Source organism: Neorhizobium petrolearium (assembly GCF_029854435.1).
GTDB lineage: Bacteria > Pseudomonadota > Alphaproteobacteria > Rhizobiales > Rhizobiaceae > Neorhizobium > Neorhizobium petrolearium.
Genome location: NZ_CP123000.1, coordinates 2,764,518 through 2,777,451, shown reverse-complemented (window position 1 = coordinate 2,777,451; position 12,934 = coordinate 2,764,518). Strand labels below are relative to the sequence as shown.

At 59.8% G+C, this 12,934-nt stretch carries 13 protein-coding genes and 1 pseudogene; 10 read left to right on the top strand and 4 right to left on the bottom strand.

The window, feature by feature from the left end; translation table 11 throughout:
• Positions 1 to 51 precede the first annotated feature (51 nt).
• From QEO92_RS13890 to QEO92_RS13865, 6 genes are all read left to right on the top strand, one after another.
• Positions 52 to 810 carry an SDR family oxidoreductase gene (locus tag QEO92_RS13890; protein WP_227703455.1) on the top strand — a complete coding sequence of 253 codons (759 nt, stop codon included), beginning with the start codon at positions 52 to 54 and terminating at the stop codon, positions 808 to 810.
• Between the two features lie 80 nt (positions 811 to 890).
• Positions 891 to 1,301 carry a cupin domain-containing protein gene (locus tag QEO92_RS13885; protein ID WP_227703454.1) on the top strand — a complete coding sequence of 137 codons (411 nt, stop codon included), beginning with the start codon at positions 891 to 893 and terminating at the stop codon, positions 1,299 to 1,301.
• Between the two features lie 133 nt (positions 1,302 to 1,434).
• Entirely contained in the window at positions 1,435 to 1,866 is a 432-nt protein-coding gene (locus QEO92_RS13880; RefSeq protein WP_227703453.1) for a CBS domain-containing protein, read from the top strand.
• Between the two features lie 29 nt (positions 1,867 to 1,895).
• Entirely contained in the window at positions 1,896 to 3,386 is a 1,491-nt protein-coding gene (locus tag QEO92_RS13875) for a mechanosensitive ion channel family protein (RefSeq protein WP_227703452.1), read from the top strand.
• A gap of 262 nt (positions 3,387 to 3,648) precedes the next feature.
• Positions 3,649 to 6,300 (top strand): PAS domain-containing protein, encoded by a 2,652-nt coding sequence (locus tag QEO92_RS13870; protein ID WP_227703451.1) that lies wholly within the window; start codon positions 3,649 to 3,651, stop codon positions 6,298 to 6,300.
• A 28-nt stretch (positions 6,301 to 6,328) separates the two neighbouring features.
• Positions 6,329 to 6,694, top strand: a complete 366-nt coding sequence (locus QEO92_RS13865) for a response regulator transcription factor (RefSeq protein WP_227703450.1) — start codon at positions 6,329 to 6,331, stop codon at positions 6,692 to 6,694.
• Between the two features lie 13 nt (positions 6,695 to 6,707).
• On the opposite strand, the gene QEO92_RS13860 is transcribed toward QEO92_RS13865, so the two are convergent.
• Positions 6,708 to 6,884, bottom strand: coding sequence for a hypothetical protein (locus QEO92_RS13860; RefSeq protein WP_227703449.1), 177 nt, complete (start codon positions 6,882 to 6,884; stop codon positions 6,708 to 6,710).
• Positions 6,885 to 7,068: 184 nt separating this feature from the next.
• Between QEO92_RS13860 and QEO92_RS13855 the strand changes: the two genes are divergently transcribed.
• Together QEO92_RS13855 and QEO92_RS13850 are read left to right on the top strand one after the other, a co-directional pair.
• Positions 7,069 to 8,007 carry an MBL fold metallo-hydrolase gene (locus QEO92_RS13855; RefSeq protein WP_407722091.1) on the top strand — a complete coding sequence of 313 codons (939 nt, stop codon included), beginning with the start codon at positions 7,069 to 7,071 and terminating at the stop codon, positions 8,005 to 8,007.
• Positions 8,008 to 8,103: 96 nt separating this feature from the next.
• Positions 8,104 to 8,751 carry an HD domain-containing protein gene (locus QEO92_RS13850; protein WP_037148365.1) on the top strand — a complete coding sequence of 216 codons (648 nt, stop codon included), beginning with the start codon at positions 8,104 to 8,106 and terminating at the stop codon, positions 8,749 to 8,751.
• 155 nt (positions 8,752 to 8,906) lie between these two features.
• Here QEO92_RS13850 and QEO92_RS13845 read toward each other — a convergent pair whose 3' ends face one another.
• Entirely contained in the window at positions 8,907 to 9,803 is an 897-nt protein-coding gene (locus tag QEO92_RS13845) for a LysR family transcriptional regulator (RefSeq protein ID WP_227703448.1), read from the bottom strand.
• Positions 9,804 to 9,901: 98 nt separating this feature from the next.
• Between QEO92_RS13845 and QEO92_RS13840 the strand changes: the two genes are divergently transcribed.
• Positions 9,902 to 10,651, top strand: coding sequence for an SDR family NAD(P)-dependent oxidoreductase (locus QEO92_RS13840; RefSeq protein ID WP_227703447.1), 750 nt, complete (start codon positions 9,902 to 9,904; stop codon positions 10,649 to 10,651).
• Positions 10,652 to 10,663: 12 nt separating this feature from the next.
• Complete coding sequence (locus tag QEO92_RS13835; protein ID WP_227703446.1) at positions 10,664 to 11,083, top strand: nuclear transport factor 2 family protein; 420 nt, start codon at positions 10,664 to 10,666, stop codon at positions 11,081 to 11,083.
• 91 nt (positions 11,084 to 11,174) lie between these two features.
• Here QEO92_RS13835 and QEO92_RS13830 read toward each other — a convergent pair whose 3' ends face one another.
• Together QEO92_RS13830 and QEO92_RS13825 are read right to left on the bottom strand one after the other, a co-directional pair.
• A complete protein-coding gene (locus tag QEO92_RS13830) occupies positions 11,175 to 12,107 on the bottom strand; it encodes an AraC family transcriptional regulator (protein WP_280107516.1) in 933 nt (310 codons plus the stop codon).
• 361 nt (positions 12,108 to 12,468) lie between these two features.
• Positions 12,469 to 12,870 (bottom strand): annotated as a pseudogene (locus QEO92_RS13825) (alpha/beta fold hydrolase); the annotation flags it as partial.
• Positions 12,871 to 12,934 lie beyond the last annotated feature (64 nt).

Sequence of the window (12,934 nt, the reverse complement as noted above, 5' to 3'; positions counted from 1 at the left end):
CCGCAGGCAATCTCTTAATCCCGTCATCAACTTGAAACCAGGAGATCGAACATGAAAATCGTCGTCATCGGAGGCACGGGCCTCATTGGTTCGAAGACCGTCGAACGGCTTCGCAAGAGGGGACATGAGGTGCTTGCCGCCTCTCCGAATTCGGGTGTGAACACCGTCACTGGTGAAGGCCTTGCCGAAGCTCTGGCCGGCGCCCAGGTCGTGATCGATCTGGCAAACTCACCCTCCTTCGAAGAAAAAGTCGCCATGGAATTCTTCGAAGCAGCCGGCCGCAACCTTTTTGCCGCAGAAAAGACAGCCGGCGTTCGCCATCACGTCGCACTGTCGGTCGTCGGCACCGACCGTATGCAGACGATGGGGTATTTCCGCGCCAAGCTGCGTCAGGAAGAGCATATCCGCAAGTCAGGAATTCCCTACACGATCGTCCATGCGACCCAGTTTTTCGAATTCGTAGCGGCCATCGCCCAATCGGCAACCGAGGGAACGAATGTTCGCGTGCCGACGGGGGCATTCCAGCCGATCGCAGCAGACAACGTCGCCGACGCCATGGCCGATACCGCGCTGGCCGAACCGGTGAACGGCATGATCGAGATCGCCGGCCCCGAGCGCGCACCAATGAATGAATTCATCGCGCGCTACCTCAAGGCCACCAACGATCCGCGCACCGTCGTCGCTGACCCGCGCGCCCGCTATTTCGAAGTCGAGATCGACGACCGGACGCTGGTTCCAAATGACGGCGCCCGCCTCGGTGCCATTAGCTTTAAAAACTGGCTGCAGTCTCCCGCCGCTCAGAAGAAATAAGCGGTTCCCTCGCGAATAATTCCTCCCCGCCTTGCCGGTCCCTCGGGCCGGCAGGCCCCTGCTCAACAAGGAGACGAAAGATGATCAGGACATTTCTCTGCGCTATGGCTCTCGTATTTGCCTCCGCGGCTGCGGTCACGGCCGATGACGACAGCGACGAAAAGGTGACGCTGGTCTACGACCAACCGCTGCCGACCGTGCCGGGCAAGAGCATGAAGGGCGTGCTCGTCGAATATGCGCCCGGCGGCACTTCGCCCGCTCATACCCATCCCAAGTCCGCGTTCATTTATGCGACGGTTCTGGAAGGGGCGATCGCCAGCCAGGTCAATGGCGGGCCGGTGACCGTCTACCATGCCGGCGAGAGCTTTTCGGAATTCCCCGGCGACCATCACGCCGTCAGCGAAAATGCAAGCAAGACCGAACGTGCTCGCCTACTGGCCGTGTTCGTGGTCGATACGAACGAAACCAATCTGACGACTTACGAAAAATAACCTCGACCCGGGCGCCCAGCGCTCGCGTGACATCAATGACTGAATGGCGCCCGCAGCCGGCGCCATTCCAGCTCCGATTACAACCAACACCGAAATACCCTGCTGTGCCAGCGAGTGCCGTCAGGAGGATCCCATGCGTATCGAAAAACTCTATCCCATGACGTCGACGCGCCTGATGGTGATCGATGTCGCTGCCACGCTGCAGGTCGCCGCGCTGACGCTCTCCAATCCCGGGATCGGACTTGTCGTCGTCAGCGAGGAAAACGGCAAGGCTGCGGGGGTGCTCAGCAAATCCGATCTTATTCGCCATCTGACGGATCGTGAGGCAAAGGCCAGCGTCGAGGCGCTGATGAGCCGCAACGTCATTTCCTGCAGTCCGGCGGACGAATTGCAGGCAGCATGGCAGGTTATGGTTGAAAACCGCATCCAGAACATGCCGGTACTTAGTGCGGATGCAAAACCGCTCGGCGTTCTCGATATCCGCGACGCCCTGAAAGTGCTTTTCGAGCAGGAACAGCTGCAGGAACACATGCTGGCGAACTACATCGCCGGCATCGGCTACTGACTGCCGCACATCGATACGGAACGAACACCATGCTAAACGCGCATCTGGGTGAAATCGCCGGCGCGCCGCTGGTCTGGCTGATCATTCTCGGCCTAACCGGAATGGCGGTGTGGAAGCTCATCGGCCCGTTGCGCTCCAATCTGCGGCTCGTGGTGCAGATCATCTTTTTCACGGCCATGACCTTCGTCCTCGTTCTGGAGGATATTCCGCTCGGTCAATCGGACGGTCTGCGGATTGGCGACGAGCATGCCGCTTTTGTTGTCTTCGCCCAGTCGTTGTGGTGGCTCCATCTTTCCTGGGCCGTCATCGGCTTCGTGCGAATCTATTTGGTCCTGGAGGGAAGGCCGCGCGAGGCTCGCCTGCTGCAGGACATCGTCGTCGGCGTCGTCTATATCTGCGTCACGCTCGCCGCCCTGGCTTTCGTTTTCGGCGCACCGGTCGGAACGTTGATTGCAACGTCTGGTGTTATCGCTATCGCGATTGGCCTTGCTCTCCAGAATACGTTGGGCGACGTCTTTTCCGGCGTCGCCCTCAATCTCGGGCATACCTATGCGCTGGGCGACTGGATCCTCCTTGAGGACGGCACGGAGGGACGCGTCATCGCGAGTACCTGGCGGTCGACGCAAATCCTGACCGGCGCCAACAACATCGTCGTCTTGCCCAACAGCGTCCTTGCCAAGCTGAAGCTTACGAATGTCAGCCGGCCTGACGAAACGCATCTTCTCAAGATGACGGTGCGGGTGGTGCCGGCACACGCTCCCTCCGTTGTCGAGAAGGCCATGTTGACAGTCCTGGCCAGCTGTAACTCGATCATACAGGAGCCGCCGCCGGTGGTCGCGCTCAGCAATCTGGATGCCACCTCACTGGAAATCCATCTGTTTTTCCGGGTGAGCAATCCGATGCTGAGAATGAAGGCTCGCAGCGAGGTGATCGACCGCTTCTATCGCCATTGTCGATCCACCGGATTGCAGCTGGCGATGCCTCCGTCGGCGATCGCTATCGTGAACGGAATTCCGGTTGAGGAAGGCGCGCGGACGCCTGAAGCGATGCTGCAGGAGGTTATCGATGAAAACCCGATCTTCTCTGGCCTGACGCGGCCCGAAAAAGAAAAATTGGCCCAGTCGGGAGTAACGCGCGAATTTCAAAAGGGTGACGTCATCATCTCCAGGGGGCAGGCGCTGCCCCCGATGATGATTATCCGCACCGGCGTCGTATCGATGCAGCACGACGAGCAAGAAAAGTGGCGCCTCTCGTCGGGAGATTTCTTTGGCGAAATCGGGCTTCTCGCGGGAATGGGCGAGGCTTATACACTGCAGGCGCTGACCGCGGTCACCGCCTATGAGATCGACCAGGAAAGCTTTGCCCGCCTAATCGCCGACCGTCCGGCGATAATCGAGGAAATCGCGGCAATGCTGTCCGCATACTCGAGCGACATCAGCCAGCTGCCGCTTACAGCGGCAAAACACGAGCGGAACGCCTCCGCTTTCCTGAAGTCGATCCGGACAATCTTCAGCACCTAGATACCGGCCACTTTGCGTATGCGGCGATCAATCCTGCAGCCGATAGTGAGCGAAGAATCAACTCGGAAAAGCCTTGCCAGCCCCTTGTACCGGCGATTCCGCAGAGTGGGTGCGTGAATTCATGCATCAAATCTTCGTCCTATCCTTCGGAACAGGTGTTTTTGTCGCAAGCTCCCATATACCGTTCTCGCCAGAGGGCCGTGGTGCGGTCCCGGTTTAAGGCACCACGGCGATCTCAAATGCAACGGGATTGGGTTGAGGCATGTCGAGGTTCGCCGGAACGTCGGGGGTAGATGGTGGTGGATCGGCCTGGTCCCCAGATATCGATGCCGTGCAAGCGGCGAAGGTCGTCGAGCGGGTCACCGGCAATGCCTGGGCAACCGATGCCGATGGCAATTTTATCTACGTGACGCCGGCAGCACTCGCTTTTTTCGGCACCAGCCTGGAAAGCCTCAATACACAGCCTGACGAGAACACGTTCGGCTGGAGGCGTGTCATCCATCCGGAAGATTATGACGCCGCCGCTGCCGCCTGGCGTCGGTGCTTGCAGACGGGCGAGCATTACAACGTAGAACACCGGATGCTGCGTGCGACCGGAAGCTATGGCTGGGCCCGCAGCACAGGGCAGCCGATACGCGACGCGGCTGGCACGATCACCGGATGGTACGGCACGGTCATCGACATGGCCCTTCCGTCCCGGATCGGCGAATACCGAGCCAAAGACATCGATGATCGGCTCGCCGATCGATCGGCCCATGATGCGCTTCAGTCGATGGACGCGGTCCATCCGCATGACAGGTCCACCGTCGAGCAGGCGGCGGCACGAGCCTTCTTTCACGGCATCCCTCAGATCAGCAGCTATCGTCAACTGCAGTCCGACGGCAGTTATCGCTGGGTCGAGTTCCGGGTCGAGCCGGACTATAGCATCAGCGTCGATGTCGATCCGGCGGTCGCGCGGCAGGACGAGCCGTGGACGATGGCAAGCTCTTTCGGTGAAACGGGAGATGCGGTTCAGGCAGCTCTCGCCATCGAAAAACTCTATGGCGGCGCTTGGGCAATCGACACAACCGGGCAGTTTACCTATGCGACCCCAACGGCGCAGACCTCGATCGCGATGACGCTCGAGGACCTCAACGTTCTCCTGGACGGAAAGCCTTTTCTTGAAGGTGGGCGGCAGGGCTGGCAGCGCGGCACGCATCCCGACGATAGCGAAAGAGCGGGAGAAACGTTGCGCCGCGCGCTCAAGACGGGCGAGCACTGGAATGTTGAATACAGGGTGCTGCGCGCCAACGGCGCCTATGTCTGGCACCGGGCAGCGGCCCGCCCGACGCGCGACGAGCAAGGACGTATCACCGGATGGTTTGGAACAGCATTGGACATCGACGTGTATAAGAGAACCGAGGCGGCGCTTCGTGAACGCGAACGGCAACTGCAGCAGCTTATAGATACCGTGCCGGCGCTGATCTGGAGCACGATGGCGGACGGAACACCGGCCTTTGTGAACAAGCGCTTCACGGAGGTGACCGGGGCTACGCTTGAAGACATGACGGCACCGGATGGCTCGCCTTCGCTCGGCGTTGTGCATCCCGATGATAGGGTGGCGGCGCGGGAAGCCTTCCTGCATTCGGTCAGGGCAGGTGCCCCATACATTCAGCGCTACCGCCAGCAACGGGCCGGAGGCAGCTATCGCTGGACAGAAACGCGGGCGGAACCGTCACGTGATGAGGCAGGCACCATCGTCCAATGGTACGGCCTGAGCTCCGACATCCATGACCTCATAACCACCCAGGAGGCGCTGCGCGAAAGCGAGCAGCACCTCCAGCAGCTGGTCGAAACGCTGCCTGCGCTGATTTATTGCGCTCTTCCGAATGGCAAGCCGATCTATCGCAGCCAGCGTCTTCGCCAATATCTCGGCTTCAATCTCGAAGACACGGATGGTCTGGGAAAATCCCGATTGGACGGCACGCTCGACGCCGTGATCCATCCTGATGACCTGGCCGTCGTCAAGGAACGGTATGCCCATTCGCTGGCGACTGGCGAGCCCTATTTGCTGCGACACCGACTGCGGCGCTTCGACGGCGTGTACCGCTGGGTTGAGACCCGTGCTTCGGCCATGCGCAATGGCGACGGCGAGATTGTGCAATGGAACGGCATTTGCCTGGATATAGAGGATCAGGTGCGTGCGCAGGAGGAGCTTAGCCGCGCCCAGGAAAATCTCGCCCGCTCCAGTCAGGCGGCCAGCCTTGCGGAGTTGTCGGCGTCTATTGCGCATGAGGTAAACCAGCCTCTTTCGGCGGTGATGAACTATTCCAGCGCCTGCCAGCGCTGGCTCACCGCCGAGCCGCCGAATATCGAACGCGCTCAGAAGACGTTGGAACGCATCGTCCACAGCGCCAATTCCGCCGCTGATGTCGTCAGCCGCATTCGCGCTCTCTTCAAGCAATCGACGGATAAGCGGGACAGCATCGAGCTCGGCGCCGTCGTAAGAGAGGCGCGTGACTTGCTTGCCGAAGAGGCGGGTCGGCGGCGCATCCGGATGGATATCGAGGGCGAGAGCGGCCTCCGGCTAGTCCCGTTCGACCGGGTGCAGATCCAGCAGGTAATGGTCAATCTGATGCGCAACGGTATGGACGCGATGGCCTCCGTTTCGAACGACCGTGTCCTCCAGATCCGTGCCTTCCGGGCGGACGATGTGGTCCGCATCGAGGTCAGGGACCGGGGGTGGGGCATCCAGTTCCCCGACAAGATTTTCGAGCCCTTCTTCACCACCAAGGATGAAGGAATGGGCATGGGGCTCGCGATCTCCCGCTCGATCGTCGAATCGCATGGCGGGCAGTTATGGGCGGAAAAGCACGAACCTCGCGGCGCGAAATTCGTTTTTACCCTGCCGCTCGACGTGGCGAAGATGCCATGACGCGATCGCCGGGCCGGAAGGGGACAGTATGCACAAGCCTGTTGTAGCGATTGTCGACGACGATCCGGACGTGCTTGCCTCACTGGTGGAACTCCTTGAATCGGCGGGGTTCACTGCCTGCAGCTTCACCTCGGGGGAGGCGCTGCTTTCCTCCGGTCTTAAGGGAGTGGATGTGTTGATCACCGATATCGGCATGCCCGGTGCCGACGGGTTCGAACTCCGCGACCTTGCCAGGCGGGAGAACCCGCAACTTCCCGTATTCCTGATCACCGGGCGGCATGAGATAGCGGATCAGGACCGAGCCCGAGGGATTGGCGGTTTTCTGCGAAAACCCTTTGACGGGCATGCTCTGCTTGCGGCCGTTCGCGACGCGCTGGGCGACCGGAAAGGCTGAGCCCGACCCGCGTTTACGTCACTTTCTCGGTCCCGACATTACGCTTTTTTTTGGTAGAAATAGCCGGTTTGACAGGCGCAAGCATCGGCTTGGAGCGCTTGCGTTGATCAACGGCGATCACCGCGCGGCCAGCGCCCACCCTCAAAATATCAAGCGTCTCCGTCCCCATAGCAGAGTAGCCATGACTCAATCCTCGCTCTCGTAAACGAATGGGGCACCTACCCTGTTCTTGGGGCTAGCTCTCCCTCTTCCTCGGCCCAATCGACCGCCAAAACGCGCCCCAATACACTCTGCCGCATGGTCCGTGCCTCGCACGTTCCACCCCCGCAGAACAGGAGCACATCATGACGCAGGTAGAAGCAAATCCCCATATGATGGGTCAGCAAAAGACAGATGTGAGTATGGAAAACATCTCACGTCCCGGTCAGCCGACAACCGAAGAACTGGTTCCATCGCGCTACGCGGTGAAAATCGGCGAGATCGAGGTGTTGGTGATCAGCGATGGCGTACTGCCCCTTCCGACCAAGATGTTGGGGCACAATGTCGACGCAGCAGAACGCGCCGTCTGGTTGGAAAATATGTTCCTGCCGGTGGACGCTTTCGATTGGGCACTGAACGCTGTCGTGGTGCGCAGCGGCGCGCAGACCATCCTCATCGACGCCGGGCTGGGACTGGATCCAGAACTAAACCTGCCGCGGGCAGGGCAGCTGGTCAAGCGGCTGGAGAGCGCCGGAATCGATCTCGCGTCGGTGACCGACATCGTGTTGACCCACATGCATATGGATCACGTTGGCGGGCTGCTCGTCGATGGCGTTAAGGAACGGCTGCGCCCGGATCTGCGGATTCACGTCGCTTCCGCCGAAGTCAAATTCTGGGAAGCGCCCGATTTCACGCATGTAAACATGCCTCCGGGCTTCCCGGATGCCCTTCGCGCCGCCGCCAAACGATTTGCCAAGGAATACCATAACCAACTGCGGCTGTTTGACGAGGAGTATGAGGTTGCTCCAGGCGTCGTCGTCTCCCGCACGGGCGGCCATACGCCAGGGCACAGCGTGGTCCGCGTGGTATCCGGCAACGACCGGCTGATGTTTGCCGGCGACGCCGTGTTCGCGGTCGGTTTCGAACACCCTGACTGGTTCAACGGCTTCGAACACGATCCCGAGGAGGCTGCCCGCGTTCGAGTCCGGCTTTTGAAGGAATTGGCGACGACCGGCGAGTTGCTGGTAGCCACCCACATGCCGTTCCCCTCGGTTGGGCATGTTGGCGTTGATGGCGACGCTTTCCGTTGGGTGCCGGTTTTCTGGGATTATTGACCGCAAAATAGCCGACGTGCCGATGAGGCACCGCGCGCGATCCCGGTCCGCCGGGATCGCCAAGTCTACCCGCCCCAATCGTCAGAGGGATACGACATGACCACGACAGAGACACGCCTATTTGCCGGCATTTCAGTTCCCAAAACGCCGCTTGTCGATTTAGCGATCGACTATGCTCGCGAAACATACGAAACCTACCTGTTCAACCACGTGTTCCGGTCCTGGCTATTCGCGGTCAGGATTGCTGAGCTTCAGGACATCGCCCATGATGGGGAAGTCCTTGCCCTCGGCGTGTTGCTGCACGACATCACTCTTAACGAGAGATTTGCAGGTCCTCGTCGGTTTGAGGTGGAGGCCGCGGATATGGCACGGGATTTTGCAAAGAAGGCCGGATTGGACAAGCGCCGCGCCCAACTAATTTGGGACAGTGTAGCACTCAATTCCACGCCTTCGATCGGGCTCTACAAGGAGGCGGAGGTTATGCTCTGCACGACCGGCATCTGTTTTGATGTCGTAGGCCTAAAATACAGCGTCATTCCGTCATCCGAAGTACAGGCGATTGTCGCTGAATTCCCGCGGCTCGGAATGAAGCAGAAAATGACCGCGTGTTTCTGCCATATCGCGAAAACGCAGCCGGAAACCACCTACGACAATTTCGTCAGGGATTTCGGTGAGCGCCTCGTCCCGGGTTATCGCGTCCCGTCGTCCGTCGATCTCGTCGCGGCCGCCCCCTTCGACGAGTGACGGCGGCATCCGGCGGGGTCAATGTGCCCGCAACACGGCTAAAGGTTCCGCCAGACGACCTGAACCTTTGGATAGGTGGAGAATCCCGAGTTGAATAGCCATCGTTGTTCGCCGGGGGCATTCTCAAGTCATTTCTGAACTATCTGACCCCGAAGCTACAAGCCGGCGAGGGTTTTGGCTTCGCCGGCCATGAAGTCGCAAAATAGCCTTACGCGCGCCGGTACAGTCCGCCCGAAGGCATGCAGGGCGCTGAAGGGCAACGTGGGAAGCGCGAAATCCGGTGCAAGTTCGACAAGCGTACCGGCCAGCAAATCGTTCGTCACAAGGCATCGAAGCAGGTAAGCGGCGCCAAGTCCGCTGCGCGCGGCTTGAATCAAGGCCATTCCCGTATCGCAATCGACCCTTCCCCTTGGAATGAAGTCGGTACCATCGGCGAAGCGGACTGACTGTACCACGCCGTCCATCACGTAACGGGCAAAGGGCAGCCCAGCCAGTTCCTCGATGGATTTCGGGCTGCCCCACGTATCGAGAAAGGCGGGGGAGGCGACAATGGCCATCGGCAGATCCGCCAGGCGGCGGACGATCAGATCCTCCTGTGTCGGGATTCCGGCGCGCAAGGCGACGTCATAATCCTCCCGGACCAGATCGACGAAGCGGTCGGTCAGCCTGACATCGAGCTGGAGATCCGGATAGCTCTTCGCAAATGTGCCAAACAGGCTCGGAAGCAACAGCTGCGCAAGCTCGCCAGGCATGCTGATCCGCAGCCTGCCGGATGGAGCAGTTTGGAGCCGGATGGCATCGTCACTCGCATCGATTTCCCGCAAAAGCGGCGCGACGCGCTCGAAAAACATCTGCCCATCCTGGGTCAGGGTCAGCGCTCGGGTGGTGCGCAGGAAGAGCCGCGAGCCAATTTTCCTCTCCAGCCGCGCCACGCTTTTCGAAACTGCCGATGGCGTCGTGCCAAGGTCGCGCGCTGCCGCGGTGAACGATCCGGCTTCAACGGTCCGCACAAACGCCATCAATCCCGGCGTTTCGTCCAGCAGGTTTGGCATTCGCGTCTCCGTGGCACAGATCATGTGCCTGATCGTGGTCTAATGGCATGCGCTGTCAGCATTTATCTCATCTGCGATGAAAAGCAGGAGATAAACAAATGCAGCATCTCAAAAACAAGGTTGCCGTGATTACCGGCGGCAATAGCGGTATCGGCAAGGCAACCGCGCAGCTCTTCGCAGAGGAAGGGGCGCAGGTCATCATTACCGGCCGACGCCGGGATATTGTCGAGCACGTGGCCGGCGAAATCGGCCACGGCGCCATCGGCATCGCCGGCGACGTCGCCGATCTGGAGCATCACCAAAAACTCGCGGACCTGGTGAAGCGCCGCTTCGGCGAGTTTGACATCTATATGGCCAATGCCGGCGTCATCAACCTTAAAGCTTCCGGCAGCGTCACCCTTGAGGATTACGACCGTCACTTCGCAACGAATACCCGCGGCGTCTTCTTCGGCGTACAGGCGATGGCTCCGCTTCTTCGCGATGGCGGCAACATCATCATTACCAGTTCGCTGGCCGCAACGAAGGTTCTGCCGGACCATGCCGTCTATTCCGGCTCGAAAGCCGCGGTTGCCGCCTTCGCAAGGAGCTGGGCCATCGAGTTCAAACCACGGAAGATCCGCGTGAACGTCCTGAGCCCCGGACCGGTCGAAACCGCAATCCTCGGCAAGCTTGGGGTTTCGGAAGCCGATCGCCCGGCATTTGAAGGTCAGATGGCGTCTCTCATTCCCGCCGGCCGCATGGGGCGGCCGGAGGAACTGGCTCGCGCGGCGCTGTTTCTCGCGTCCGATGCAGGAAGCTTCGTGAACGGCATCGAACTGCATGTCGATGGCGGCATGACCCTGGCTTGAAGGAGCAAAGTTATGAACGAGCAGCATAATTCCGAAATTGCCGCATTCATCGATCGGCTGGCAGAAGCCGGCAGCAATTATCGAATGGAAGAGATGGAGGATTTGTACACCGAAGACCTGGGCTTTCTGGTCCTCACCCCCGACGGCACAATCGCGCGGTTTTCCAAGGCGGAAATGTTTGCCGAATTCCGTGCCCGGCGCGATGGAGGTGAAAAGCCGCTTTCGACCGAGAAAAGGATATTGCACATCGAGCAACAGGGCGATGAGGCGACGGCAGTTCTCTATCGTCGCATGAGCGATCGTGCGTCGCCGGCTTTCTACGAGTTGCGCATGCGACGGATAAACGGCGACTGGAAAGTGTCGGGGGAAACGGTCTTGCCCTGGCCAGACCTTGCCACCGTCAAAGGGTTCCTTCCGCACCGTGAATATTGACACAAAGGGGCGTGTTGCACCTCTCCTCCGTACAACGCACTGCAGCCGGCTTCCGATGAGCCGGCTGCAGTGGTTTCTGCCCGGTCTTGTTTTAAAGGGTGGCCCGGCGCCAATCCCCGGGCGTCGATCCGGTGTGGCGCTTGAACGCCACGCAAAAGGCGGTGAGCGTTGCATAACCAAGCGTTCCGGCGATGTTGGTTATCTGCAGCGCCGGGTTGCGCAGCATCGCCATCGCCTGTTCCATCCGTCGCTGGCGCAGCCATTCATGTGGCGTGAGCCCCGTGCTTTTCTTGAAGGCCCTGCAGAAGTGGAAGCGCGAAAGATTGGCAGCCTCGGCAAGCGCGCCGAGTGAAAAATCCTCCTCGTTTTCTGAGGACAACCGCTCCAGCGACATGCGGAGAATGGCCGGGGAGAGGCCGCCCGAGGCTTTTTCAGCGGTTTGGGCGACACCACTATGGGTCTTGACGAGGTGGATGGCAATCAGACTTGCTAATTGCTTCCGATAGAGTCCTGCCAGATAGGCCGGATCGCTCGATGACTTATGCGTCATCTCAAGCAAGGTTGCCATGACATTGTCCGGTTGCGCTGTGCTCTCGACCAGAGGCCTCGCAGAGCGGGAGCCTTCGCGCGCGACACTGTCGAGAAGCTCCGGCGACAGATAAAGCTGCACAATGTCCATCGGTCCGTGGATGTCCCATCGCGAACTGGAGCCTGCTGGGATGAAGGTGATGCTGCCGCGGCGCCCCATGCCCGTCGAATATTCCCTTCCAGACCGCCGCTCCAAACGCTGCATCGTACCGAGATAGGTCATGAGCACGTGGTCCGACATGGGCTGCACGATTTCATGAATGGGACCGTGCTTCCAGCGCGTGAGCCGGGTATCGAAAGGGTCGTCGATGCATAGGGATTCCACTGGTGCGGTACGCAACACGCGCTGCATTTCGTGGTAGGGCGTCACGCCTGCTTCCAAACGCTTCGTGAATGTCACGGCCGGGTTCGGTGACTTGATATCAAAGGAAGCCATGCTCGATTCCTTCCTGCGGGCTCGTCGTCGAGAACTAGGAAGGAGAATAGAATTCAACCGCTATTGGCGACATTGTTCGCTGGACTGCCAAAACCTGACCCAAAGAATGGGCGCCCAGCACAAGAGGCGTTGGTGGCTTTCGCAAATCGGCGCGATGTCCTATGCCTAAGGATAGCTTTTCCGATCGAAATGCCAGCCGGCAATCAACGATTGCGATATCGCTCTATCGCGGATGGAGTGCCGTTCCAGCTTTAGATCAGATGCCGATCGATGTGTTTGTGAGGCCGATCTTCGGAGGGGCGAAAGTGATGACGGATAGGGAAGCGGCGCCGGCGGCGGATGGCGCCGCTTCCCGACCGACCTAGCTCTGGATGAACGCGAGCAGGTCGGCGTTAATGATCTCGGCATGCGTTGTGCACATGCCATGCGGCAGGCCCGGATAGACCTTGAGAGTGGAATTCTTCAGGAGCTTTGCCGAAAGTGGCGCAGAGTCTGCGATCGGTACGATCTGATCGTCGTCGCCATGCATGACAAATGTCGGCACCGTGATCATCTTCAGGTCTTCGGTGAAATCGGTTTCAGAAAACGCCTTGATACCGAGATATTGCGCGTTCGCGCCGCCCATCATCGACTGGCGCCACCAATTCTGGACGACAGTGTCGACCGTCTTGGCGCCCTCCCGATTGAAACCATAGAAGGGGCCGCTTGCGAGATCGTAATAGAACTGCGCCCGGTGCGCGGCAAGCTGGGCGCGCAAGCCATCTAAGAGCCTGACCGAAAAAGATAGGATATTCGGCTTGCGCCCCACCTCGGACGGTGATGCGGGA

Excerpts from the sequence above, each read along its gene's own strand:
- QEO92_RS13890 (WP_227703455.1), top strand. The coding sequence starts at position 52 with ATGAAAATCGTCGTCATCGGAGGCACGGGCCTCATTGGTTCGAAGACC.
- QEO92_RS13885 (WP_227703454.1), top strand. The coding sequence starts at position 891 with ATGATCAGGACATTTCTCTGCGCTATGGCTCTCGTATTTGCCTCCGCG.
- QEO92_RS13880 (WP_227703453.1), top strand. The coding sequence starts at position 1,435 with ATGCGTATCGAAAAACTCTATCCCATGACGTCGACGCGCCTGATGGTG.
- QEO92_RS13875 (WP_227703452.1), top strand. The coding sequence starts at position 1,896 with ATGCTAAACGCGCATCTGGGTGAAATCGCCGGCGCGCCGCTGGTCTGG.
- QEO92_RS13870 (WP_227703451.1), top strand. The coding sequence starts at position 3,649 with ATGTCGAGGTTCGCCGGAACGTCGGGGGTAGATGGTGGTGGATCGGCC.
- QEO92_RS13865 (WP_227703450.1), top strand. The coding sequence starts at position 6,329 with ATGCACAAGCCTGTTGTAGCGATTGTCGACGACGATCCGGACGTGCTT.
- QEO92_RS13855 (WP_407722091.1), top strand. The coding sequence starts at position 7,069 with ATGGGTCAGCAAAAGACAGATGTGAGTATGGAAAACATCTCACGTCCC.
- QEO92_RS13850 (WP_037148365.1), top strand. The coding sequence starts at position 8,104 with ATGACCACGACAGAGACACGCCTATTTGCCGGCATTTCAGTTCCCAAA.
- QEO92_RS13845 (WP_227703448.1), bottom strand. The coding sequence starts at position 9,803 with ATGCCAAACCTGCTGGACGAAACGCCGGGATTGATGGCGTTTGTGCGG.
- QEO92_RS13840 (WP_227703447.1), top strand. The coding sequence starts at position 9,902 with ATGCAGCATCTCAAAAACAAGGTTGCCGTGATTACCGGCGGCAATAGC.
- QEO92_RS13835 (WP_227703446.1), top strand. The coding sequence starts at position 10,664 with ATGAACGAGCAGCATAATTCCGAAATTGCCGCATTCATCGATCGGCTG.
- QEO92_RS13830 (WP_280107516.1), bottom strand. The coding sequence starts at position 12,107 with ATGGCTTCCTTTGATATCAAGTCACCGAACCCGGCCGTGACATTCACG.